Below are 24,919 nucleotides of genomic sequence, written 5' to 3' on the forward strand. Positions count from 1 at the left end.
GTTTTCAGCTTTGACTTTTCAGCTTTTAGTTATTAGTTATTGCTGACTGCTGACCGCCAACTAATGAGTGCTGACTAATGACTAATGACTGCTGACTGCTGACTGCTGACTAACGTCCTACTTTTTTCTCAGGCACAACATTGACCAAGGCGCCAGGTTTGCCGGGAACAGCTCCCTTGATGAGCAACAGATTTTGCTCTGTATCCACCCGGACAATTGTGAGTTTGCGGACGGTGACTTGAACGTTGCCCATCCTTCCTGCCATTTTTTTGCCGGGATAGACACGTCCCGGAGTTGTTCCAGGTCCGATCGATCCGGGTTCGCGGTGATTTTTGGAACCGTGAGACATCGGGCCGCGTTTGAAGTTGTGGCGCTTTTGAAAGCCTGCAAAACCTTTACCGATGCTTGTACCGATTACATCTACTAGCTGTCCGGGCGTAAAACTATCTGCTTTTAGTTGTTGACCTAATTCAAAGGAACTGGTGTCTTCCAATCGGTATTCGTGCAAGTGGCGCAACGGATTCGCCCCCGACTTGGCAAGGTGTCCCAATTCTGGCTTGTTGAGAGCCTTTGGTTTAACTTCGCTGTATCCAACTTGAACGGCACCGTAGCCGTCAGTTTGTTTTGTTTTGATTTGAGTTACTGTACAAGGCCCTGCTTGTATGACGGTGACGGGGATTGCTCTTCCTTCAGCGTCAAACACTTGAGTCATGCCTAGTTTTGTACCAAGAATGCCTACAGACACGGATTTTTTTCCTTTTATTTACGCAAGAGGTTTCGGATTGCTTGGTTTAAGTCAATCCGCTTGCTCTTGTGCAGAAACATTTATTTCAGCGTTCCTGCAATTAACTGTTATCAACCAACAGCTTTCCTCGGTGTTTAAAATTTGAGTTTTAAATTTGGGAGCGAGCTTGTGGAAGCCTTGCAAGGGTTGAGATTCGAGGTTTTTTACCTGTTCGACCTCCGAGTTTTGTCTCGGTCTTGCTGTTTTGCGCCAGGACTTGAGCGGCAAGCTACTCAGTATCCTTTACGGCGACAACTCAAAATAGTACATGAAGTGTTTGCCGTTTGTCAAGGCCGTTCTGGATAACTTTATGAGTTGTGCAGTCGCCAGAAGCCGGGTTTTTTCAGGACAATACTTGCCCAAAACGTTCGATCGAGCTGAAAAACCCGGTTTCTTAATTCCGAATGCGTCTTGGACTAAACTTTTTGCCTGAGCTTGAGGATTTATAATGTTTCAAGCTCGCTCTGGTGCGATCGACCAAATTTTAAACCGCAGGCAAGACAAATTTATGGGACTGATTACAACTGGTTCAGATATGATTCGGGATTTGGAAAAGTCGGGGTCCCTGGCCCTGTACGTTCCTTTAGAGGGAGGATTTGAGGGCCGCTACCTGCGGCGGCTGAGGGCTGCAGGCTACGGTGCATATACGATTACGGCGCGGGGCTTGGGCGATTTGGCGATGTATTTGACGGGGGTTCACGGGGTGCGGCCTCCGCATTTGGGCAAGAAAACTACTGGCAATGAAGGTGCTGTCGGTTATACCTACTACCTGCCGCCGATGTTGAAAACTCAATTAGACAATTTGCCGCCAAAAGCAAAAGGACTGGTGCTGTGGATTATTGAAGGGCAAGTTTTGTCGAGTCAGGAAGTTGAGTATTTGACTGTTTTGCCGACGCTAGAACCGCGAGTTAAAATAGCAGTAGAGATGGGGGGCGATCGAGTTTTTAGCTGGAAGCCGCTTACAGAAGCTTTAGTTACAGCTTAAATTCTGCTATTTGCGATCGCAAATCAACTAAAAAACGCAGCGAGCAACTAAGATTAAACCGCTTCTGCTCGCTGCTTTTGATTTTGTTTGGAAAAACCTTAATTAACAGGAAAATCTGATGCTTCAGAACCGGGATTATACAATCATCATTGACAAAAGCGGCAGTATGTACACCAAAGACCAGCCTGGGGGTAAAAGTCGGTGGGCGCTGATCCAAGAATCGACGATCGCCCTGGCGAACAAATGCGAAGAACTAGACCCCGACGGCATCACAGCTTACGTGTTTTCCGGTCGCTTCAAACGGTACGACAATGTAACAGCAGCAAAAGTCGTGCAAATATTCCAAGAAAACGAACCTTCGGGCACTACAAATTTAGCTGGGGTGCTGCTAGATGCTCTGAACAGTTATTTTCAGCGCAAAGCATCCGGCAAGACCAAGCAAAATGGGGAGACAATATTAGTGGTGACGGATGGCGAACCGGACGATCGCAAAGAAGTGATGAAAACGATTATAGAGGCTTCGCGGAAGATCGATCGAGATGAAGAGTTGGCAATTTCTTTTATTCAAGTAGGGAATGCGCCCGACGCTACTAAGTTTCTCAAGATATTGGATGACGAACTGCAAAGCGCCGGAGCTAAATTTGATATCGTTGATACTGTGACGATGGATGATATTGAAGGAATGACTCTGACAGAAGTATTGCTGAATGCAATAATTGATTGAGGAGAGGGCGAATTGTGGGGGATTATATTTGTGCTTGGTTGTTGGGAAGCATTTTTTAAGAGGGGTTTAATTTATGGAATCGATCGATCGGCTGTTAGCTGAACTTAAGGCAGAATATCAAGAGTCTCAAAAGAATCGCGAGCTGAAAAGTCAGCCGCCGCTGGAAGCACAACCGCTTTCGCAACCAGCAGCAGCGCCGTCAAATCAAACATTAAAAACAACAGATATAAATTTGTATGCTGGTGCTTTGGACAAGGATTTAGCTCAAATTAAGGCTGAATGCGAAGCACAAAATAAACTTCAGGAAGTGGCTGTGCAGGAACCGCTTAAGTCTCCGCAAAAAGCAGAAAATAAAGCTCAGGAAGTGACTGCACTCGCACCGCAATCCCCAGAAAAGATTGTGCAGTCAGAGTTAGACGTACAAACCCGCAGGCAAAAAGTGAGGCAAGCTCAGGTTTGGCTGAAAAAGTTGGATAAAAATTCCGATGAGAGATATTGGTTCGATCAGTTTGCTTTTAAGTATAGTTCGAGGATAGATGCGGCGATCGACTATTTGCAAGCTGTGAATGAGTTTGATTGAATGTTGACTGTTGAATGTTGACTGTTGACTGTTAAATTCAGAATGCGGACTAAGGAATGAAAATTTAATAACTTAAGCGATTTCTCGTTTCTCGTTACCAGGAAGAGCCTGGTAATGCAGATCCGGAGGCTCTGCCTCCTTCTTTCTCGCAACTTACAGGATAGAGGACTGTAGGAGGTGCTTAAGCTATTAAGTTTTCGATCCTAAAAGTCCCCACTACAAACCAAATGGTCGATCGCCTTTTGGAACAGACGTAGGATTCAGCAGAAATGAAGCCGCCTTTTTTGCTGTATCTTCAGACAGCTTAATTTGTGTGAACTCAACAATACCTTCAGCGATAAAAGAATCTCTCAAATCCGCCTTTTCTCCGCTGTTAAAAACAGTTTCGTAAAATACTTCGCGAATCCCGGCAGAAATAATTAATTTCAAACAGTAAATGCAGGGTTCTAAAGTCACGTAAATGCTAGATCCAGCGGTAGATATCCCGTGTTTGGCAGCTTTGGCGATCGCATTTGCTTCAGCGTGAACCGCCCGCGACGGCAAAATTTTGCTGGCGTCGCAACTGCTCAAACCAGGATAGCAGAAGCCTTGAGCCGTGCAGTGTGCCGAACCCGACGGCGATCCGTTGTAACCCGTGGCTAAAACTTGCCTGTCTTTAGCGATTACCGCACCCACGGGAAAAGCCAGACAAGTCGATCGAGTAGCAGCCAATTTTGCCAACATCAAAAAGTATTCGTCCCAGGTTGGTCTTTGAGGAGGTTCGTAATTCTCTGCTGTGTTGATGTTCATTTAAAATGTAGAATTAGAATGATATTCAGACGAGGGATTTATTGGGAAATTCCAGTCGAGCCAAATCCATTATCTCCCCTAGAGCTGCAATTTAACATTTTAACTTCTTCAATTTCGACGCGAATTACTGGTGCGATTACCATTTGAGCAATTTTCATGCCTTTTGTGACTTGAAACGAAGTTTGACCGTGATTGATTAAGATGACTTTGATTTCACCTCGATAGCCTTCATCTATAGTTCCTGGTGAATTGAGTACGGTGATTTGGTGCTTGAGAGCTAAACCACTTCTGGGACGAATTTGTGCTTCTGTTTTTTCGGGTAATTCTATGGATATACCTGTATGAATTAACTGGCTTTTCCCCGGAGTTATTTCTAATTCATCTATCGAAAACAAGTCCAATCCAGCATCAGTCTCATGGGCATATTTGGGAATTATGGCTAACTCGTTAAGTTGCAGGATTTTTAGTTTCATTTTGTTTTGTGAGTGGAAGGAAGAAGGAAGAATGATCGTACAGAAAAGTTTTTAGCTATCCCAATTTCAGTTGTATCGGAATGATTTAACCGCAGAGAGCGCAGAGGACACAGAGGAGGAGAAGAGAGAGATGAATAATTTCGATGATGGCAATTATTACGGGGCTAGTCTGGCTTTTCCCAAGCGAGTAGTTGTGTACCACTTGGCAATGTCGGGGGCCCAATTTTCAAAGTGAGGCCACATCATTTCGCAGAGTTTTTGAATTTCTAGTTGAGCATTTTTCTTGTTTCTTAAGTCGGAAAAATGTAGAAAAGACCTGAGATTGAAGCTGACTACAAAATGCTGGCGGTAGTCAAAGGGTAATTTGCCTCTGGCGTGTTCCTCGGACATTCCGCCGTCGAAGTCTATTTTGTAACGTTTAGCGGCTTCTCTACACCACTCTAAATCTTGTTCTCTTTGTTCGGGAGAATAGTAATATTTTTTGCCTTCGCGGTCTGTATAATAATCTACTGGACGCAGGTAAAAAATATCTTCTATGTCTTTTTTGCCGGCTGCTGCATCCAGAAATTGATGGCCTGTATAGCGCAGGGATTGAACATCAAATGATACTCCGACACGATGAGTCCTCGCCTGCTGCATGACGCTGTGGGGAAAGTACCCGCAATTGAAGATAATTTGGGGATGCTCTAGGGGGCCGTAATGTCCCCGATCGCCTGCGAGGAGCCTTTTAACGATAATTTCTCCGCATTCTGCCTCACTGGGCCAGGAGTCGCGTTGGTCAAATACGAAATTCTCGGTATAGTCTTGATGGAGTGCCGCATAAATTACTTGCTGAGGATTTGGTGTTTGAGAAATAACTTCTACTCTGAATCTATCCATTATATGATATGTTTATTTTTGAAAATCCCTATAGTGGGAAATTGGAACATCATAGATTATTTCATAAGATGGCATTCTTGGCAAGTTTATGATGCTAATAATTCGCTGACAGCTACGCTAAAACCTGGAAGGACTCTTTGAGTGTTAACGATTTCATCCGAATCAAACAACAGCCAGTTCTTTCCTGCATTCAAAAATATCAATCTCGCTTCAGGAAACAGCAGCCAAACTTCTAAACATCCCGATTCCAAATATTCTTGAGCTTTGGCAAATAATTCTTCGCCGCTGTCTTCGGGGGAAGCAACTTCTGCTATCAGGGGAAAACTTTGGGATAATGCTGTAAAATTGCCTGCTTGTTGCAGCAGTTCGGGAGTGATGTAAGCGACATCGGGACGGCGGCCCTGTTTGCTAGTGCGGCAAAGGACTTCTGTAACAACTTCTCCTCCCTGTGCGCTGGAATTTTTGTGATTTTTCCAGCAAGTAGCTAGATTGACTTGAGCCAGACCGTGCTTGAATGTCATTCCTGTTTTCTCCACTAAGTTGCCGTCAACCCACTCCATTCTATCAGCAGGTTTGACTAAAAACTCTTCGAGAGATATGACTTTTTGTGGCTCTGATTCTGGCTGAATTTCGGCTGTGTTTTCTACGGTCTGATGTGATTTGGGCTCTAATTTTGTGTCGGCTGTTTTGGGTAAAATTGTAGTAGCTGTCACGAGCAAAACCTCTGTTTGATGATTCTAATTTGAGGGGCGATCGAAGAGCGATCGCGTTTGATGATTTGATTCTATTTTCAGGCTAGTTGATATCAGCTATCGAAACAAAAAAATGTTTTTTCATGTCTTTCTATTCAACTTTGCCCTACAATTTATATATCATAGCAATTCAGAAGGTTGACTTTTATGATTCTTTCAAACCGTTTTTCTGAAGCCGTCACCTAGGCCGCCGAATTGCACGCAACTCAAGTCCGCAAAGGTTCCGGCGTTCCCTACATTGCTCATTTGTTGGGTACTGCTAGTATAGCTTTAGAATATGGGGCTTCGGAAGATGAGCCGATCGCACCTTTGTTTCGCGACGCGATCGCAGATGGAGGCGGCCCCACCACCCGCGAAGCCATCCGCCGCCGGTTTGGCGATACAGTCACAGCGATCGATCGCATTCTTATAGCGTAATTGCTCGGTCAAATTGGTTTCGGCGGCTGATAAACTTTATAATGTGCGATCGATCCTCAAAGATTGTTGTCAATTAGGTGATACTGTTTGGGAACGCTTCAAAGGCAAAAAAGATGGTACTCTCTGGTATTATAATTCTTTAGCAAAAGCGTTTTTCGGCGTTGCTGATTCTAAATATGAATCAACTTTTCGCTTAATGTTACAAAGCTCAGTATACTTGGCTGATAGCAATTGGGAAATCTTGAATTCATATTTGTATTCAGCAACGCCCTGGATTTCACATTACCACAAGACCTCTATTCCCTCTTCTCTCTGCGCCAAGAGCGCCCTCTGCGGTAAAAAAAAAGGCGTTGCTGATTCAGAATCAACTTTTCGCTTAATGTTACAAAGCTCACCATACTTGGCTGATAGCAATTGGGAAATCTTGAATTCATATTTGTATTCAGCAACGCCCGTTTTTCCAAGCAGAATCAACGCCGCTCGTTGAAGAATTAGCCCGCACAGTTTTAGAAGTCAATAAGGTTGCTGAAGACAAAGAATAAAAATCAGCAACCAATAACTAATAACCAATAACTACTAACAAATGGCCAACGTTCGTTTAGAAAATATTACCAAACGCTACCAAAACGTCACCGCGATCGAAAACATCAGCTTCAAAATCCCGGATGGGGAATTTTGGGTATTAGTCGGGCCTTCCGGCTGCGGAAAATCCACAATTATGCGGACGATCGCAGGTTTAGAAACTGCAACTTCTGGCAATCTTTACATCGGAGATAGTTTGGTTGACAACATTCCGGCTAGACAGCGGGATGTCGCAATGGTGTTTCAAAACTACGCGCTTTACCCGCACATGACTGTCGCAGAGAATCTCGCATTTGGGCTGCGGATGCGAAATGTTGATGCTGCAAGAATTAAAGAAAGAGTCGAAACTGTAGCCCGATCGCTCTCGATCGACCATCTCCTCAACCGCAAGCCCAAACAGCTATCAGGCGGACAGCAGCAGCGCGTAGCACTGGGAAGGGCGATCGCCCGATCGCCCAAAGTTTTCCTCTTAGACGAACCGCTTTCCAACCTAGATTCCCAACTGCGAGACGACACTAGGGCGGAGCTCAAACAACTGCATCAACGGCTGGGAATTACCACAGTTTACGTTACCCACGACCAAGTAGAAGCGATGACTTTAGCTGATAAGATTGTAGTCTTAGATAAGGGAAAAATTCAACAAATAGGCTCCCCGCAAAGCATTTATGCTAAACCAGCTAACCGCATGGTTGCGGCATTTTTAGGCAATCCGGCTATGAACATTTTGCCCGCAATTTATGCTAACGAATCATTTCAATTGGGAAATCAATCTTTAGCCTGTCCGCCGTCACTTCAAAAAAGATTGCACCCGAAGGAAGGACAAGGATTTGATTTGGGCATCCGTCCAGAAAGTATAGAATTTTTTACGCCGTCAACAGCAGAAAATGATGATTTGAAAAGGGATGTTTGGGCTTTAGAAAAAGTCCCTCTCGACGTTGAGGTAAAAGTAGTGGAACCTCTGGGGCGAGAAACTTTAATCCGGGCGAGTTTGCCTTTGTTGAGCGCTGAAACTACTGTACAGTTGCAAGTACCTGCGAGTGTCCGCTGCCGATCGGGCGATCGGCTGACGGTACAGCTTGACTTCGATCGGCTATTTATTTTTGACCCCTCCACCGGCGAGGCGCTGTATCCTTAACTCGATTAAACCTCAAATCTTCAACGATCCAATCTCAAATTAATCGGATTTATGTACTTGCGACAAGCTAAAAACCGCATTTCTTCCTAGATTTATCGTTTCTGGCGGTCAATTTTTCCCAGAAACCGGGTTTCTGCGATCGGAGTTGGTAACTCTTGTTCAATCTCAAATCGACTTACCGAATCGTTCCTGCGAGGATATTTCAACCGCTGATTACAAAACTTTACACTTGACGTTTCTCAAGTTACAGAGTAATGGTAAAGTTAGTATGTTCGCAAGGCAAAAGTGTCCCCGACAGGCTAATATTTCCTGATTCCGGGCGATCGCGGGCGACAACTTCGCATCCCTAGAGAAGCGGTAAACCCGCCGCCTGTGCGAAATTCGCGAACTAAAAACTCGCAACAACGTTGTTTTAGTGGCATCTGTAGATGAATCCCGACAACCTGCCTCAAATGCTGCAAACTGGATTTCACCTGACTTTAGGTGCAACTTCCTTTTTAATGGAAACATTGCAAGATCCCTTAAAGCGAGAAGAAAATCTCGACAAGCTCAAGCAGTCAGATTTGAGCCTTCTCGCGGATGAGTTGCTGGAAAAAGGAGAAATGACCGATCGAGAAGCGCGGAATTTTGTCGATACAATTTTCTCTCAACCGGGCGTGAGGGAGAATGCACCTAATGACGAATCCGTCTCGCACCAGGAATCAGATACAGCCACTGACACTCCTGGCGATTCGGTTGTACAGCCTGACGTAAAAGAGATTCAAGAATTAACTGCACAGATGGCAGCGCTCAGGGCTCAATTGGAAAATTTGCGCGCCGAAAATTCCCAGGATTAAAGAATCAAGCATCTTTAACACAGCCGGATTTTATTTGCAAACTTACTTGCAAACTTATTTAACAGAACCGAAGTTTAGTCATTCTCCCAGTTTTCAGAACCGATCAGGTCGGCGATGCGATCGCGCAGCAAGAAGTCGCATTTTTCGAGTTCTCCCTCGACGCAAGACCATTCTCGGGGCGGGATGAACTGACAAAGCGTGTAGATAGGCTGTTGCCGGCTAAGTACGCCCTCGTGCACGAGATGGCGCGCTTCATCCTGGATCACGTCTAAAGAGTAGCGGAGTTGGTGAATAGTTGACTGAATCATAATGCCCCTTCAAGGTTTTACTAAAAAAATTTATGGCCCTGGTAATAATATAGTCCAAACTTCTGAATATGTAAGTTATTTTTTTCTGTATACACAGATACTCTTGAGCGATCGATTTAAAAAAGTTATAGGAATGACGATCGAGCGATCGGATCTGTTTTCGGATTTTGAGACGCGGCAGATGTTCGAGACGAACAAGCAAATCTGCTACAAAACTTTATTCCGGACTCAGACACCAGTGTCCGATTCCCGGTTTCTAAATGCTTTGCTGCAGTCAGCAAAATTTTTGGCGAGAAACCGGGTATATCGATTTAAGTTCTGAGACAGCAAAGGAAATATTCAGGAGTCGGACAACTCAAGGATTGCCGGTTTTGTCAGTGCCCAACAGCAATTCTAAAGCAAGAGATTGGGCTGCGGGCATCTGCCCGAAACAAAATACATAAGGAATGCTGTTGGGTAAATGCGGCAAAAATTGCTCTAAAACGTAGGGACTACCGTAAATTAGTACAGCTTGCAGTTCTCCCGTTCTTAATAATTTTTTAAACCAATCTTTAGCGGCTTGGGTTAAACCCGCACTGCCTCGGAAGCAATTACCGCGAATGAAAATTTGCAGCAGTGTCGGAGAGAAATGCTCTGCACTTGAATTATGGGCGATCGCCCCTGTGCGATCGTCAATTAGTTGCAATTCGTAACCAAACTTTTCGGGCCGGGCGATCGCCGGAGTGTGACTGCCCAAAAACTCGCAATTCAAAACATCATCTACAACAATCAAATTCCGCAAAATTTGATTTGCTGAGGGTTTTTTGGGGGCTAAAGGTAGATTCCCCCCAAATTTCAAAGAATCTCGCAAAATATCGACAGCAGTTGCCCTTGCTTGAGGATTTGCCAGCAAACCTAAGTCGATCGAGTCGATAAATTGTAAATTCTTGCTCCCTGTATCAACAACAGCAGTTTGATTCTTACTCCCCCCCTTAGCAAGGGGGGGCTGGGGGGGGTCAAAAATCGGCAAACCCACCTTATTTTTCGCTTTCCAAATTCGCTTGACAGATTCCTTGATTTGTGATAAAGAAATCCGCCCTTGAGTGACAGCTTCGCAGACAGCCAAAATCGCCGCTTCCGGGTCGAGCGGCATCAGCAAAACATCAGCACCGGCCTGTGCCGCCAAAACAGCAGCTTCGCTGGTGCCGTACTTATTGGCGATCGCGCCCATCACCAAAGCATCAGTCACGATCAAACCTTCAAATCCCAACTCTTCTCGCAGCTTCCCGATCAAAATTTTGCGAGAAAGAGTAGCAGGAAACTGGGAATCCCAAGCCGGAATCAGCAAATGAGCGCTCATGATTGCATCGACTCCGCTGGCGATCGCCCGGACAAAAGGAGGCAACTCAACCTCGGCCAATCGATCGGGCGAATGCGGCAAAACCGGCAATTCCAAGTGAGAATCAACCGCCGTATCGCCGTGGCCGGGAAAATGCTTAGCTGTTGTCAAAACCGGGTGTTCGCCTGCGCCGCGAATAAAAGCCGCAGCTAATTTGCCGACAATTTCCGGCGTTTCGCCAAAAGCGCGGACGTTAATCACGGGATTGTCGGGATTGTTGTTCACATCAACGACTGGTGCGAGAATCCAATTTAGACCGATCGCCCCAGCTTCGATCGCCGTGACAGCGCCCATTTGTTCAGCATAGCGATCGGCCGCCGCTGCATCGTGCCGCGCAATTTCGGCAATAGCCATCGGCGGCCCGAACCAAGTCGCCCCGGCGAAACGCTGGCCGACACCTTCCTCAATATCAGCCGCCAGCAGCAGCGGAAATTTTGCCCGAGACTGCAATTGGTGCGATCGAACTGCCAACTCTGCAGCACTTCCCCCCACCAAAATCACCCCGCCCACGCCCAAGTTTTCCAGATAATAGCGGAGTTTGTCGGCTGTTGGTTCCCATTCGGGATAACGAATTTGGTGGTCGAACAAGCAGCCGGAAGCGCGCACCACGAACATCTGGGCTACCAATTCGGGCAAGGAAAGATTGTCAATCATGAATTTGTCAGTTGTCAGTTGGCGGTTGTCAGTTGGCGGTTGGTAGGGGCGGTGCCCCCTGGCCCGCCCTCTTAGTTGTCAGTTGGCGGTTGTCAGTTGGCTTCGGACACTAATCCCCGTCTGTTTTTAAATCTTCATCATCATCATCATTGGTCAATTTTTCGCCATCTTCGGTCAATTCTTCGTCATCAAACATACCGGGTTTGCGATCGGCAGAAAGCTGATTCAGCAGTACCAGCATTTTATCCCCGCGTTCCAGGGAACGGTCTTCGAGAAATATCACTTCCGGTGTCCGGCGCAGTTGCACCCGCTGGCCTAACTGGTTGCGGACATAGCTAGTTGCCGATTTCAAACCTTCCATAGTCTCGGCCTTTGCCTCATCAGTACCGTAAATGCTGACAAAGATTTTTGTATGCTGAAGGTCTCCCGAAACAATTACATCGGTAACGCTAACCATACCTGCACCGACGCGATCGTCCTTAATTCCGTTCAGCAGCATCAGGCTGACTTCCCGCTTAATCATTGAAGCTACGCGCTCAATGCGACGACTTGTAGCCATAGCAACTATCCCCTACTTTTAGATCGGCCGTTTTCATCCCGATCTATAACTGTACCGCGATCGGTATCGGTGTTACGGGCGATCGGCCCCAAAATTAGGATTAGTTATGACAGGGATGGAGAAGCAGGACGATCGAGCGCAGTTAGTCAATTGTGCAAACCTAGTCCAGGACTCACTCTCAACCTCAAATACATCGAATATGAATATTCCTAAGTCAATTGTTCGCATTTTTCTCATCCTCCCGAAGGGTCAGATTGTGGCACAACTGCGAGATAATATTCCAGGTATTGCAAGTCAAGGGATGCTGTCTACTTTTGGAGGCGCCGTGGACATTGGAGAAAGTCCAAAGCAAGCGGCAGTCCGAGAACTGGAGGAAGAAACTTGCCTCCAAACCAATTACACAATGGAATTTATCACAACTTTTATTCACCCAAAGACGCAAAATAATCCCGAAATTATACAGGAAAATCACTTATTTTTGGCGAGAGTTAGCAATTTTGAGGACATAGAAATCAAAGAAGGTGTGGGTTTTGTGGTTTTGAGAAAAGATGTAGATTTTAGGAAAGTAAACGCAGGGGAAGGTACTCAAATGGCTTGGAAATTGTTGCAGGAGTATTTAATATAAAAAGTTACATACAATAGACCTCTCCTAAAAAGATACTCAAGAACAGGCAGGATGCCTGTTCCACAATAATTATGGGAGATGTCTAATACTAAAGTCACCGCTAAGCTCAGCAGATTGTCAAAGGAAAGAAAACTCATGGAAAAAGAATTTACTGTCGGTCAAAAAGTGCGAGTTGTGGCGATGCCGCCCTACGTGAAAACTGCCGAACCGATGCCGATGCTGCGGCCTGCGAATGTAATTGCGATCGGCGCAGAAGGCGTTGTGATCGATCGGCGTCCCGGCAATTATTGGGGCATTCGCTTTGAAAAAGGTGCTTTTCTGTTAGACAGTCAGTACATTGAAGCAGTTGGCAGTTGACAGTTGGCAGTTGGCAGTTGGCAGTTGGCAGTTGGTAGTTGTTAGTTGTTAGTTGGCATTGGGAATTGGGAATTGGGAATTGGGAATTGATATCACAATTAAAATCTGCCTTTTCCTTTTTGCCTTTTGCTTCTTTTCTAGACTTATTGCATAAATCTTTATTTAATGGATATGTCAACCGCAGATGCAAGGCAGATTAAGACTGATAGACGCAGATAATTTTAAAAAATGATCTCGAATGAATGTATAGCCTTTCTCAAAAAAGTGAGGTATGCCCTATGCCCTATGCCCTATGCCCTATGCCCTATGCCCTATGCCCTATGCCCTATGCCCGACAGTACCTCATCTTTCTGAGAAAGGCTATAATAGGTGTTCATTACATCCGTTAAATTCTCTAAAAAATTCGTTGCCAAACTTCCATTTTTAAGAAGCCAGCTTAGCCTCCAAAACCAAAGAATTAACAGGAAATTCCCCCAAAACTCCCTCTAAAATAGGAGATATGAAGTTACAAGGTTGAGGTTTTCCCAAATAATAACCTTGAGCGTAATCTACCCCAAGTTCCTTGATTTTATCCATAATTTTTTGATTTTCCACATACTCGGCAATAGTTTTAATTCCCATGACGTGAGCTATTTTGGTAATAGCTTCCACCATTGCGACATCAATAGGATTGTCGGCAATATTTTTAATAAAATTGCCATCGATTTTGAGGAAATCAACCGGCAAGCTTTTCAAATAAGCAAAGGAAGACATCCCGCTGCCGAAGTCGTCTAAGGCAAACTGGCAGCCGAGTTCCTTGAGTTTCCAAATTAAGCTTGCTGCTTTGCTGAGATTGGCGATCGCCACGGTTTCGGTGATTTCAAAACAAATTATTTCCGGCGGTATTTGATGGATTGAAAACTGCTCCTGAATAAACTCGATCAACTTTTCTTCGTTAATGCTGTCGCCTGAAAGGTTGATGGAATAAAGGCTGGGATATTTTGCAAATGAGGATTGCGAATTAGACAGGAGAGAACCTGCGGGCAAGGTAACTATTCGATCGCTGTCTGCGCCGGGGTTTTGGACTAATAAATTTGTCGTGAAAATTTTAGATAATTTGCTAAATAAAGTGCGAATTACCCAGCGATCGATCGCCTGCATCAAGTTGTAGCGTTCGGCTGCCGGAATAAACGCCATCGGCGATACCAACTGACCGGTTTCGAGTTGGAGGCGCAACAGGATTTCGCAGTGGGTGCCGGTGGTGGATGGGTTGAGCAAATGTACGATCGGCTGAGAGTACAAGCGCAACCGATTCTCTTCTAAAGCTCGATTAATTTGGACTACCCACTGGGTTTCGCCGTGCTGTTTGATTAAATCCCGATCGCCCGATCGATAAATTTGCACTCGGTTGCGGCCTTTATTTTTAGCAGCATAGCAGGCTAGATCGGCCGCGCTCAACACCGCAGATGTCGATGCTGTTTTGGGATTAATTGCCACCAAACCGATACTAACGCCGATCGAAAAAGTTTTGTCCTGCCACCCAAACCGGAATTTTTGAATGCTTTGAAGCAGCAATTTTGCAACATCTAAGCCCTGTTCTGGGGGGCAATTGTACAGGAGTACAGCAAACTCATCGCCGCCCAGACGAGCCAAAATATCGGTTTTGCGGATATTGCTTTTAAATAGCTGGCTGACTTGGCGCAGCAGTTCGTCGCCTGCAACGTGACCTGCGGTGTCGTTAACTATTTTGAAGCGATCGAGGTCGAGGTAAAGCATTACGTGTTCTTCGCCGTAACCTTGAGCGCTGTGCAGGGCGTGTTCTAGCTGGTACTCAAATTCGCGGCGGTTGACCAATTGCGTCAAGGGGTCGTGAGTCGCTTGCCAGGTGAGTTGTCGCGCTTGAGTTCGCACTTGGGTGACATCTCGGAACACAACCACGGCCCCGACAATTTGGCCGTTGCTGGCGTGGATGGGGGCGACGCAGTGGTCGATGGCAAATTCGCGGTTGTGGCGCGCCACCAGCAAGCTGTTGTGTCCTTGGTCAACTATTCGACCTTCGTACAAAGCGATTTCGGCGATATTTTCGATCGGCATCCGGGTAGTTTCGTCAACAATTCTCATCACCCTAGCCAGGGGCAAACCTTTAGCTTCCGAAGTAGACCAACCGGTGAGTTTTTCAGCAACAGGATTGAGGGTGGAAATGCAGCCGCCGCTGTCAGTAGCGATTACTGCGTCGCCGATCGAATGTAGAGTAACTTGAGCGAGTTCTTTTTCTTCAAAAAATGCTTGTTCCATGCGCTTGCGATCGCTAATATCCCGCTGCACGGACACCCAGTGAGTGACATTCCCCAACTCGTCAGCAACGGGTACGCTGTTGAGTTCCACCCAATAAGTTGAACCGTCTTTGCGGTAGTTGATCAATTCCAAGCGCAGCGGTTCAAGGCGAGAGAAAGCGCGGCGAATTTTAGCAACTTGAGCGCCGTCGCTATCGGGGCCCCGCAGACAACTGGGCGTTTGGCCGATAATTTCTTCGGGCCGATAACCGGTCATTTGGGTAAAAGCTTCGTTGACGTAGATAATGGCCGGATCGGAGATATCGCGGTTTCCCGCATCCATAATCACGATCGCGTCGTTAGCGTTAACTACCGCAGATTCTAGCAGTTGCAGCCGCACCTCTGCCTGCTGGCGAATAGCGATTTCTTTTTCCAGCCGGCTGTTACTCAAGCTCAGGGATGCGATCGCTTTTTGCAATTCGCTAGTCTGTTCTTGGACGCTGGCGTGTAAAATGTCGATCGCCCCGGACATTTCCATTGGGTCGAGTACGCGCAGCAAAGTAGTTTGAGTAACTATTCCCAGGAGTTCTCCGCGTTCCCCCCTTACTAGCAACCTGCGGACTAAACGCTGCTGCATTTCCTGATGGGCTACCCACAGCGAGTCTTCTGGTTGAAGGCTAAACAAAGGGGTACTCATCACAGTTTGGGCGATCGTTTGCGACAAATCTATATCTAAAGCGTGAAATTCCACAATATCCCGTTCTGTGACGATACCTACAGGAATAGGAAACGGCAAATTCACCGATAACTCTGTAATTACCACGCAGCTAACGCGGTGGTGCGCCATCAACTCCGCCAAACTAATAACCGACGCGGTGACAGGCGCTTGAATGACTTCTGCAGTCATTACTTCTTTGACGCTGTGCATTTTTAAGATATTTGCCGGTTGCACCATCGCTTGGCGAATGCTTTCGGGCGTAATTACTCCCAAGAGTTGACCTGCGCCATCCAATACTGGCAGGTGGTGAATTTTGTGTTGGCCCAGCAGAATTATGGCGCTAAAAATGTCTCGATTTTCATCTTGGGTGAGAGTTGCCGCAGGCTGTCGCATCACCTCTGCGACGGTGACATTTTTTAAGTTTTTGCCTGAAGCAATCAAATCGACGAGATCCCTCTCGGTGAAAATTCCTTGCAATTGACTATTTTTTTGAGCAGATTGCCGGTCTGATTTGTCTAAAAATGTTTCCACAACAAAGACGCAGATACCTCTGGCATCTCTGAGGACGTTTGAGCTGGGGGGATTTGCGATTTCTGTTAGCTGCTGGTAGATATCGGTTGGCGGAGTGCCTGCGTTTAGAGAGCAACTCGGGCGCTGTTGGCCCATCAGGGTAATTACTTCTGCTAATGGGGTATCGGGCGCAACTGTCAAGGGCGATCGGTCAATTACTCGATCTAAAGTCGGCAGATACTTGGAGGAGTCGTTTTTGAACATATTTAATTGATTTTTGCGATCGCGCAGACTTTGCGACATTCCAAAAAAGCGCTGCTTTCCAAGCACTACGTTGACTGTTACAGCGCTGCTGAGACCTAATAAAAAATTTCTCGTGAAAAATAACCCGATTTTTGGCTGGGGAACTCGCCGGTGACGGCTCACCCTCTACCTATAAAGTTATAAGTCAATCTTTATTTTAAGTTGATTTTTCTGTCTCGCGACACTTTTATTAAAAAAAATGTATTTCTTTTCGATTTTTCGCGATCGAGTTACCTGCTAAAATTATCTATCCCATTGCCGAACTTATCCATCTTTAGAAAGACACATTTGTGGGCAATTTTAGCTAACATAGAACATATTACTACAAAACAGCACTGTCTTGTAGTTCAGCAGTGTTAAGTTTTGCGACATACAAGTTTTGCGAGCTTTCGGAAACCATTTGTGCGCTGTCAAGGGGAATCGATGTCACAACATATCTGTGAATGCGATCGCAAGTTGCGAAAACCACCGTGGTAAAATTGTAGATATAAACAGCAGAACTTAAATACATAATAAACCGAGGAAAAAAAATATGAAACGCCATCTTTTAGCCGCTACTCTTTTAATTAGTCCCCTACTGTTCGGCGGCCCGGCTCGCGCCGAAAATCCGGCTCAAGTCAAACAGTTACTGTCAACCGGCCAATGCTTTAGGTGCGACTTGTCGGGAGCAGATTTGACAGGAGCTCATTTAATTGGCGCAGATTTGAGAGAAGCAAATTTGCAAGGCGCCAACCTCTACCGCGCTAACCTCGAAGGTGCTGACTTGACGGGGGCCAACTTGACGGGGGCTGACTTGACGGCAGTTTTCCTGACTAACGCCAGTTTAAACAATGCAGACCTCGATCGGGCAAATCTGACCGCAGCCATCATTAACACGGCTGACGTATCCGGTGCATCAATGGAAGATATGACCATCACTGATGCCAAAATCTACAATACACAAATCGGTGTCGGCGGCAGCTACGACCAATAACTCGTTCCAAGAATGCAAACAACCCATTTTCAGTTAAAAACCCGGTTTCTGCCCAGAAACCGGGTTTTTAGTCTTTTTGTAGGCTGTTCGCTGCAAACCCAGCCCTGTTAAGGTGTTCCTTATCACTGAGCAGGTAAATGTTAGATGCCATCAAAGAACGATTTGTCAAGCAGAGTCATCTCTGTTTCACGGTACGCGACTTAATGGAACGAGTATTCAACAAAGAACAACTTGATTCTGTAGCAGGTCTAAATGAACTGAAATAATCGTTTAACTATCGAGAAGTGTGTACAGATGCCAGTTCAAATCTGTTAATATCGGAATTCTTCATATATCTCTTTTCTGCATCTGCGCGAATCGGCGTGAATCAATTGTCATCTGCGGTTATACATTCTCTTTTTTTTTCACCGCAGATACAGACCGCCGATAAACACAGATTAACGCAGATGAATTAGATCGATTCCGGTTGCGGCGTCTGCGGTTGACTGTTGACTAAATTTTACAATTGGGATGCTACCGAATTTGAAATGACTCACAATAATTATTGTATGTGCAGATTTAATACTGTATAATAAGTGGGTTTGTCTCGATCGTTAACTACCTGAATGATGTCTCGTTTATAGCTTTTCTCAGTTAGGTGAGGTACGCTCCCGTAATGGGTAATCGGTAATGGGCGAAGCAAGCAAAGCGGAGGACAGAAATCATAGCTGGTAGCTAACCCGAACTCAAATTGCCAATTCTGCAATTACCTATTACTACCTATTACCGCTCGGTTGTGCGTACCTCATTTTACTGAAAACTGCTATACTGTTTTTTTTTCTATGTCGCCAAGCGTACACGGCTTGTAATTTTTTTCAATGTAAATTAAGTTTTTATCGACATAAATTGCCAAAGGTAATATTATTGCTTTGAGAGTTAAAATAAGTTCGATCGCGCTCCGGGCTGCGCTAAGTCAACTGCTGCTACCTGCTGCCACAATTTTCAATAACTTCTAAAATAGTTCGAGAAGGTATCAAAAGACAAAGTAAGGTTTTTCATGGCAGATCAATTAATTCGCGCCAAAGCCGCAGACGGCGGAATTCGCGCTGTAGGGGTGATTACCACAAGTCTCACCGAAGAAGCAAGAGGGCGGCACAAGCTCTCCTACGTGGCTACAGCCGCCCTTGGACGCACGATGTCGGCGGGGCTGTTACTCGTCTCCAGCATGAAACGGCCCGAATCGAGAGTCAACATTCGCATTAAAGGAGATGGGCCTCTGGGTGGACTGCTGGTTGATGCGGGACTTGATGGGACGGTTCGAGGTTATGTGAGCAATCCCGCAGTGGAATTGCCACCTAATGCTAAAGGCAAACTTGATGTCGGCGGCGCTATAGGTGACGGTTATTTGTACGTGGTGCGGGATGTTGGATACGGCTTCCCTTACTCGAGTACGGTAGAATTGGTTTCCGGCGAAATTGGCGACGATTTGACTCACTATTTGGCAACCTCGGAACAGACTCCTTCGGCTATGGTGTTGGGGGTGTTTGTGGGGGCGGGCGGGGTGCAAGCGTCTGGGGGCGTGCTGTTGCAGGTGCTGCCGAAGGCCGCAAGGGATGAAAAATTGGTGAAAACTCTAGAATCTAGAGTGGCTGCACTGTCGGGTTTTACGCCGCTGCTACGATCGGGTAAAACGCTGCACCAGATTCTGGAAGAGTTACTCGGTGATATGGGGCTGGAAATTTTTCCGGAAACTCAGATGGTGCGCTTTCACTGCGGCTGTTCGTTCGATCGAGTTTTGGGAGCTCTGAAAATGTTGGGCGAAGCTGAACTCCAAGACATGATCGAAAAAGATGGCGGGGCTGAGGCTACTTGTCATTTCTGCAACGAGGTTTACAAGGCTAGCAGCGACGAATTGGCTGAACTGATCGGGGATTTGCGATCGAACTCGGGTTCTTGAGACGATAATGTGTAATTGGTTCCTTTGAATGCGAGTTGCGGAGCGAGGCCTTGACCAATTGCCAATTACACATTATCAATTACCTACGGGACTTACGCGACCGCGATCGAGATTGAGAGTTTGTTTAACCCGGAGCGATGGCGCTCCACGAGAGGTTTTCGTACATCAAACTCGGTTTTGCCGTCAGGGACTCACCCATCGCCAAACTGGAATTTGTGTGGTGGACTCAAAAATTGTAGGACGCGCTGACCTGAAAAACCAGGAATGGCTCGAAAAGTTGGATGGAGCGGCTTGAAATCTCGTCAAATATCGGGTTTTTCATCCCGCCCAAAACAGAATGCCGTGTCGCGTACTCCTATCGTTGCAAGCTCCAAATTTTAGAAGGCGGTTCTTGCTCCCAGATTCATCCGCAAAGCAAATCTCTGATTGTTCAATCTCAAATCTCAAATTGGACAGACGGCGCGCGCGTAAGTCTTGGGTGATTGGAGTCAGCAGAAAGAAGGCAAGTTGACACGGTTGAGATGTAAAAATTATCAGGAAAATAGTAGCCCTCGCTGTTTTGAAGTATTTAAGACTTCCTGGTTGTTGTTTGTGGTAAGCAATGTATGAGTCAAGATCGCAAAACACCAGGCCGTTGGTCTGCATCAGAATCCTTCGATCCCAAAAAGGATACTTCCTCGCTGGTGCCAATTCCCGCTAGGAAAAACCGGGCCCAGCGACTGAAAGAGATCCGTGAGTTGGTTACTTCGGGAAAACAGCCGGAAGGGTATTTGGAACAGCGGCCCACAGAGTCTGGGGAAAACTGGCAGTCTCCCGGAGAACACAGTCCGCTGTGGCGGAGGTGGTCGCAAAAGTGGCAGTTTTGGCTGGCGGTGAGTTTGATGCTGTCGGTAGGTATGGGGTTTGTGGCAATTTCGTCTTTGCTCAACCTGACAGCGCAGTCGAATTGCTCGAAGATTTTTTGGCCGACGGCTTCTGCTAACGATCGCTTTTTTTGCGCTCAAGAAGCAGCTAGCAAGCGGACGGTAGATGATTTGCTGCGGGCGATCGAATTAGTTAATGCTTTGCCGTCCGATCACCCGCTGCGACCGAGAATTAACGGTCAAATCGATCGCTGGTCGCAGGATATTCTCAGGTTGGGAAATGCTAGGTTCCAAGAAGGGAAACTCGATGAGGCGATCGCGATCGCTCGCAAGGTTCCTCGAAATGTTCCGGCTTACGCGACGGTGGAAAAGCAGGTTGAACAGTGGCAGTCGATCTGGAACGATGCAGAGAAAATTTACCGCACTGCGGTAGATTTCTTGCGTCAGGAAGAGTGGACTAAGGCTTTCAGCAAAGCTACTCTGCTGTTGGATACGGGAAATACTTTCTGGGAATCGACTAAGTATGAGGAACTGACTCAGGCAATTGAGACGACCAAGGCAGAGGGCAACAAGTTGACAAAAGCCCGAAACACAGCCTCGGAGGGAGGGCTGGAGAATCTGGTGACGGCAATTAAGCTGGCTCAGGGAATCGATCGAAGCAGTTATTTGTATCAAGCTGCTAATAAGCTGATCGCGGAATTTAGCAATAAAATTATGGCGATCGCCCAAAAACGCTTGCAGGCAGGGGATTGGCAGGAGGCGGTCGCGATCGCGTCCAAGATTCCAGACTCGGCAAATTTAAACGAACAAGTTCAGGATTTTAATCAGTTGGCGAGCGGTACGGCTCAGGCTTTGACTGGCTCTGTTGAGGGTTTGTCTAAGGCGATCGAAATTGTTAAAAAGTTGAAGGAGGGCCGCCCTTTATACAAACAAGCTCAAGATTTGGTCGGCCGCTGGCAGCAAGAAATGGCTGATGTCAAAACTTTGGATGCCGCAAGCAGGCTGGCGGCGCCGGGAGGGGTAAATGATTTGAGGGCTGCGATCGCCCAATTGCAAACAGTCCCCCAATCAAATCCCCGCTCTAGGGAAGCTCGCAGTCAAATTGCTGGCTTGAGCCGTCAAATCGAGCTGTTGGAAGACAGTCCGTACCTGCAAAGAGCTAACGATTTGGCCGTCGCGGGCGATCCGAATTCTCTGGAAGCCGCCGTGGCTCAAGCTTCTCGGATTTCTAGAGGTAGGGCGCTTTACGGGGAAGCTCAAGCCAAAATACAAGCTTGGATCGAGAGAAGACAGCGCCTTCAAGACCAGCCGTTTTTGGATAGAGCTCAGCAGCTAGCGGCTGGGGGCAATTTGGGTGAGGCAATTGAGATGGCCCGCCGGATTCGATCGGGACGGGTGCTTTATGGGGAAGCTCGATCGAACATTCGGACTTGGGAGGCTCAATTTTTGGGCGAACAAGGTTTGCAGAGCGCCCGTACCGCAGCCATACCGGGGACTGCTGACGCTCTGGAAAGGGCTATTTCCCTTGCCCTTCAGGTTCCAGAGTCGAGTTCGCTCCGCTGGCAGGCGAGTGAGGCGATTGATGAATGGAGCCAGCGGATTTTGGCCCTTGCTGTGGAACAGTCGTCGTCGGATCTGGCTGGGGCGATCGCCACTTTGAAGAAAATTCCCTCGGGAGCTAGGGCTTTCGAGCAAGCTCGATCGCAAATCAAAGTTTGGGAGGAGTCGCTGAATCCTCCGGCTGCTGACTCTCCGTCTCCGGTTCCCGATCCGCCGGAAACCGAGCCTCCGATCCCGTCTCCGAGTCCCTAAATTTGAGGGTGAGAAACTGTTACCTAATATCTTTACCAAAAACTTGGGTCTAAAGCCCCGTCCTTCTAGGACGGCTTTGATTATTCTACTATATTTATCCACTATAATGTCAGATAAATATGTTATACTTAGAACATGATAGTAAGAGAAGCAAAGCTAAAGAACGGAACGAAAGAGCAATACTTAGCACTTGATGAGGCTATCCGTACAGCACAGTTTATTAGAAATAAAGCCGTGCGTTTTTGGATGGATAATCAAGGGGTTAGTAAAGCTGTTTTGTACTATGCAAGGACTTAGCGTCTGAGTTTCCTTTTGCAAAGAAGTTAAACTCTGCTGCTAGACAAGCTAGTGCTGAACGGGCTTGGGCTGCTATCTCTAGCTTTTATTCCCGGTGTAAAAAAGGTGCGGGAAAGAAAGGCTATCCAAAGTTTAAGAAATATTGTCGCTCGGTAGAGTATAAAGTTTCAGGATGGAAGTTGTCAGAAGATTGTAAGTTAATTACTTTCACTGATGGTTTTGAGGCTGGAACTTTCTCTATATTTTGCAATAATGAAACTCAGGAAGACTTGGCCTTGATTAAAAATTAATCGGGTGCGGGTAGTGAGAAGAGCGGACGGTTATTATGCTCAGTTTTGCTTTGATGTTGACCGTAAAGAGAAAGGGGAATATACAGGCAATGTTGTCGGGTTAGATTTGGGGTTGAAATTCTTCACCAAAGACCAAAACGATAACGCCGTGATATATCCACAATTCCTGCGAAAGTCAGAAAAGCGACTGAAGAAAGCCCAACGCCGCCTGAGTAAGAAATTTGTCAAGGGTGCTAAACCCCAATCAAAGAACTATCACAAGCAAAGGAAGAGACTGGGTAAAATCCATCTAAAAATTCAGAGGCAGCGTAAAGACTGGGCGATTAAGCAAGCGGGAGTACGTAGTCCACTCTAACGATGTGGTTGTCTATGAAGATTTGAAGATTGCCAATATGGTAAAAAATCATTGCTTGGCTAAGTCTATTTCTGATGCTAGTTGGTATCAATTCACTCAATGGCTGGACTACTACGGCAAGATTTGGGATAAAGCAGTTGTGGCTGTATCGCCTAACTATACTTCGCAAGATTGTTCTAATTGTGGTCACAGAGCAAAGAAAGCACTCAGTACCAGAACACACTCATGTCCTAATTGCAAAATTGAACTGTGCCGTGATACCAATGCGGCTCTCAATATTTTGCAGAAAGGCATGAATCTACTGGGTACCCAGTGGCAGAAAAACGGTACTTCTGGGCAAGAAGAATCCGCCTCGGAAGAGGGAAAGCATGGGGAGAATACCGCCTCTACTATTGATGAGCAATCTGATATAGCAAGTGGACTTCTGTGAACCATGAATTAGAATCCCCGTGCCTTTAGGTCGGGGAGTATGTCAATTATCTGTAAAAGCAAGCGTTAATTTGTAGCGTTAATTTGTACAGATTTTTTTGCTGTTTTAGTCTTTATTAAAAATGAATATCATGAATAATTGTGGTATTTTTAAGAAATAACTATTTTGAGAAACCAGATGGGCACTTTATTTAGCCAGAAAGAGCGAAATTACTGCACAGTAGAAGATTCACATCTGGATGCTTTTATTGCAGTGACAGTCAAATTATCCAAGAAGCATGGCATTAGTGTCGCAGAAGTTATAGCTGCAAAGGAAGTGCTTGAAAGTGAACGAAAGAACGACCTTTATGTAATGAATGGCGATGCTTTTGATGAACAGATGGCTGGCTTGGGTGAGCTACTGCAACAACTCATTTCCGCGATCGAAAACTTGCGCTCTGATACATAAAACTATTGTGATAAATTTAAGGTAGAAAGAAAGAATTAAAGTTTATGGCAGTCGATCTGGTTTGAGATATGCGATCGTTAATTGCCAAATTTCCAAAAACAGAATACCCCGATCCCGGACTCATTAAAGAAGCCGGGGATATAACAGCGAGCGCCTTTTAGGTTTAAAAGGTGCTTTTTCCTGATGCTTGCAACCCCATTAAAATGACTAATTCCATGAAATGCTAAACATCGGCCGGATTCAGGTGCATCATTGCCCAAGTCGTGTAAGTGCCGATCGGACTCCAGAGTATGTAAGGCAGCAATAACAGGGTGGCGGGTTGCGAAACTTGCAACACGCTTAAAGCGAGTATTACGCTTAAAATAGCGCCCGTTCCGCCGATGATTGTGCCGACTTTTAGGCTCTTAAGTTTGCACATCACAGAGGTATAAGATATGGTTACTATTTCTAAAAGCAGGTACAAACCCATTCTCAGCCAAGTCTCCTGAGTTCCCGGTTCTTTTTCCCAAACAATCACTGCTGACCAAGCTGCACAAATAAAAATTACTGTCCAAATGATGGGAATTGCTTTTTCAAATACTAGCCATTTCGGACGCTGCAAGCGGTTGAACCACTGGATGTCGCTGGGCGAGAGCAAGTTAGCCAACAGTGCTACCGCAAAGGCGACACCTCCAATTACCATCCAGGATTTAATCATCATCTTTATCAATTGGGTGACGTTGACGGGTTCTATAGCGATCGGTCAGGAATTGTGTAAATATGTAGCGGTAGTGTACCCGTGCCTACCTAGGATCGATCGGGATATTCGGGGATATTCGCGATCTCGATAGCTACCCTTCGGGAATGCAAGCGCGAACGCACGAGCGCGAGACCAAGAACCCTACATATTGGTACAACTGATGCCAGGATTGCTATA

The 24,919-nt window shown here is 46.2% G+C and carries 22 protein-coding genes and 2 pseudogenes; 13 read left to right on the forward strand and 11 right to left on the reverse strand.

Annotated elements, in window-relative coordinates:
* Window positions 1-109 precede the first annotated feature (109 nt).
* Window positions 110-745 (reverse strand): 50S ribosomal protein L3, encoded by a 636-nt coding sequence (gene rplC / locus WBA89_RS04695; protein WP_424404373.1) that lies wholly within the window; start codon window positions 743-745, stop codon window positions 110-112.
* Between the two features lie 547 nt (window positions 746-1,292).
* On the opposite strand from rplC, the gene WBA89_RS04700 reads away from it, so the two are divergent.
* The 3 genes from WBA89_RS04700 to WBA89_RS04710 all read left to right on the forward strand — a co-directional run bounded on the left by WBA89_RS04700 (window position 1,293) and on the right by WBA89_RS04710 (window position 3,073).
* Window positions 1,293-1,769: an NAD(P)H-quinone oxidoreductase subunit N gene (locus tag WBA89_RS04700; protein ID WP_194062265.1), complete on the forward strand. Its 477-nt coding sequence runs from the start codon at window positions 1,293-1,295 to the stop codon at window positions 1,767-1,769.
* Window positions 1,770-1,887: 118 nt separating this feature from the next.
* Window positions 1,888-2,493 (forward strand): vWA domain-containing protein, encoded by a 606-nt coding sequence (locus tag WBA89_RS04705; protein ID WP_424404375.1) that lies wholly within the window; start codon window positions 1,888-1,890, stop codon window positions 2,491-2,493.
* A gap of 73 nt (window positions 2,494-2,566) precedes the next feature.
* Window positions 2,567-3,073, forward strand: a complete 507-nt coding sequence (locus WBA89_RS04710) for a salt stress protein, Slr1339 family (protein ID WP_424404377.1) — start codon at window positions 2,567-2,569, stop codon at window positions 3,071-3,073.
* Between the two features lie 216 nt (window positions 3,074-3,289).
* Here WBA89_RS04710 and WBA89_RS04715 read toward each other — a convergent pair whose 3' ends face one another.
* The 4 genes from WBA89_RS04715 to WBA89_RS04730 form a co-directional block, all read right to left on the reverse strand.
* A complete protein-coding gene (locus WBA89_RS04715) occupies window positions 3,290-3,862 on the reverse strand; it encodes a deoxycytidylate deaminase (RefSeq protein ID WP_424404379.1) in 573 nt (190 codons plus the stop codon).
* Between the two features lie 38 nt (window positions 3,863-3,900).
* On the reverse strand, window positions 3,901-4,335 hold the full coding sequence (gene dut / locus WBA89_RS04720; protein WP_424404381.1) for a dUTP diphosphatase: 435 nt from the start codon (window positions 4,333-4,335) through the stop codon (window positions 3,901-3,903).
* A 156-nt stretch (window positions 4,336-4,491) separates the two neighbouring features.
* Window positions 4,492-5,214 carry an FAD-dependent thymidylate synthase gene (thyX, locus tag WBA89_RS04725; RefSeq protein WP_424404383.1) on the reverse strand — a complete coding sequence of 241 codons (723 nt, stop codon included), beginning with the start codon at window positions 5,212-5,214 and terminating at the stop codon, window positions 4,492-4,494.
* A gap of 86 nt (window positions 5,215-5,300) precedes the next feature.
* Window positions 5,301-5,927, reverse strand: a complete 627-nt coding sequence (locus tag WBA89_RS04730) for a Uma2 family endonuclease (protein WP_424404385.1) — start codon at window positions 5,925-5,927, stop codon at window positions 5,301-5,303.
* A gap of 234 nt (window positions 5,928-6,161) precedes the next feature.
* On the opposite strand from WBA89_RS04730, the pseudogene WBA89_RS04735 reads away from it, so the two are divergent.
* The 3 genes and pseudogenes from WBA89_RS04735 to WBA89_RS04745 form a co-directional block, all read left to right on the forward strand.
* Window positions 6,162-6,537, forward strand: a pseudogene (locus tag WBA89_RS04735) (HD domain-containing protein); the annotation flags it as partial.
* A gap of 429 nt (window positions 6,538-6,966) precedes the next feature.
* Window positions 6,967-8,100: an ABC transporter ATP-binding protein gene (locus tag WBA89_RS04740; RefSeq protein ID WP_424404386.1), complete on the forward strand. Its 1,134-nt coding sequence runs from the start codon at window positions 6,967-6,969 to the stop codon at window positions 8,098-8,100.
* Between the two features lie 428 nt (window positions 8,101-8,528).
* Window positions 8,529-8,936, forward strand: coding sequence for a hypothetical protein (locus WBA89_RS04745; protein WP_424404387.1), 408 nt, complete (start codon window positions 8,529-8,531; stop codon window positions 8,934-8,936).
* Window positions 8,937-9,010: 74 nt separating this feature from the next.
* Here WBA89_RS04745 and WBA89_RS04750 read toward each other — a convergent pair whose 3' ends face one another.
* The 3 genes from WBA89_RS04750 to rbfA form a co-directional block, all read right to left on the reverse strand.
* Complete coding sequence (locus tag WBA89_RS04750; RefSeq protein ID WP_424404388.1) at window positions 9,011-9,244, reverse strand: DUF4327 family protein; 234 nt, start codon at window positions 9,242-9,244, stop codon at window positions 9,011-9,013.
* 355 nt (window positions 9,245-9,599) lie between these two features.
* Complete coding sequence (locus WBA89_RS04755; RefSeq protein WP_424404389.1) at window positions 9,600-11,276, reverse strand: glycoside hydrolase family 3 protein; 1,677 nt, start codon at window positions 11,274-11,276, stop codon at window positions 9,600-9,602.
* Window positions 11,277-11,385: 109 nt separating this feature from the next.
* Complete coding sequence (gene rbfA, locus WBA89_RS04760) at window positions 11,386-11,835, reverse strand: 30S ribosome-binding factor RbfA (protein WP_424404390.1); 450 nt, start codon at window positions 11,833-11,835, stop codon at window positions 11,386-11,388.
* A 199-nt stretch (window positions 11,836-12,034) separates the two neighbouring features.
* On the opposite strand from rbfA, the gene WBA89_RS04765 reads away from it, so the two are divergent.
* Both WBA89_RS04765 and sipA read left to right on the forward strand, forming a co-directional pair.
* Window positions 12,035-12,460 (forward strand): NUDIX domain-containing protein, encoded by a 426-nt coding sequence (locus tag WBA89_RS04765; protein ID WP_424404391.1) that lies wholly within the window; start codon window positions 12,035-12,037, stop codon window positions 12,458-12,460.
* 135 nt (window positions 12,461-12,595) lie between these two features.
* Complete coding sequence (sipA, locus tag WBA89_RS04770) at window positions 12,596-12,817, forward strand: regulatory protein SipA (protein ID WP_424404407.1); 222 nt, start codon at window positions 12,596-12,598, stop codon at window positions 12,815-12,817.
* A gap of 423 nt (window positions 12,818-13,240) precedes the next feature.
* Here the strand turns inward: sipA and WBA89_RS04775 are convergent, their stop codons facing one another.
* Both WBA89_RS04775 and WBA89_RS04780 read right to left on the reverse strand, forming a co-directional pair.
* Window positions 13,241-16,600, reverse strand: coding sequence for an EAL domain-containing protein (locus WBA89_RS04775; RefSeq protein WP_424404392.1), 3,360 nt, complete (start codon window positions 16,598-16,600; stop codon window positions 13,241-13,243).
* A gap of 322 nt (window positions 16,601-16,922) precedes the next feature.
* The gene (locus WBA89_RS04780) at window positions 16,923-17,111 is read right to left on the reverse strand and encodes a hypothetical protein (RefSeq protein WP_424404393.1); all 189 of its coding nucleotides are present in this window, start codon (window positions 17,109-17,111) and stop codon (window positions 16,923-16,925) included.
* Window positions 17,112-17,132: 21 nt separating this feature from the next.
* On the opposite strand from WBA89_RS04780, the gene WBA89_RS04785 reads away from it, so the two are divergent.
* From WBA89_RS04785 to WBA89_RS04805, 5 genes and pseudogenes are all read left to right on the forward strand, one after another.
* Window positions 17,133-17,573, forward strand: coding sequence for a pentapeptide repeat-containing protein (locus tag WBA89_RS04785; RefSeq protein ID WP_194065082.1), 441 nt, complete (start codon window positions 17,133-17,135; stop codon window positions 17,571-17,573).
* Window positions 17,574-18,609: 1,036 nt separating this feature from the next.
* Entirely contained in the window at window positions 18,610-19,509 is a 900-nt protein-coding gene (hslO, locus tag WBA89_RS04790) for an Hsp33 family molecular chaperone HslO (RefSeq protein ID WP_424404394.1), read from the forward strand.
* Between the two features lie 605 nt (window positions 19,510-20,114).
* Window positions 20,115-22,184 carry a hypothetical protein gene (locus WBA89_RS04795; RefSeq protein ID WP_424404395.1) on the forward strand — a complete coding sequence of 690 codons (2,070 nt, stop codon included), beginning with the start codon at window positions 20,115-20,117 and terminating at the stop codon, window positions 22,182-22,184.
* A 135-nt stretch (window positions 22,185-22,319) separates the two neighbouring features.
* Window positions 22,320-23,556 (forward strand): annotated as a pseudogene (locus tag WBA89_RS04800) (RNA-guided endonuclease InsQ/TnpB family protein).
* Window positions 23,557-23,733: 177 nt separating this feature from the next.
* On the forward strand, window positions 23,734-24,003 hold the full coding sequence (locus WBA89_RS04805) for a hypothetical protein (protein WP_424404396.1): 270 nt from the start codon (window positions 23,734-23,736) through the stop codon (window positions 24,001-24,003).
* Window positions 24,004-24,226: 223 nt separating this feature from the next.
* Here the strand turns inward: WBA89_RS04805 and WBA89_RS04810 are convergent, their stop codons facing one another.
* The gene (locus WBA89_RS04810) at window positions 24,227-24,700 is read right to left on the reverse strand and encodes a TspO/MBR family protein (protein ID WP_424404408.1); all 474 of its coding nucleotides are present in this window, start codon (window positions 24,698-24,700) and stop codon (window positions 24,227-24,229) included.
* Between the last annotated feature and the right edge of the window lie 219 nt (window positions 24,701-24,919).

This window comes from Microcoleus sp., assembly GCF_049646505.1.
Taxonomy (GTDB): Bacteria; Cyanobacteriota; Cyanobacteriia; order Cyanobacteriales; family Microcoleaceae; genus Microcoleus.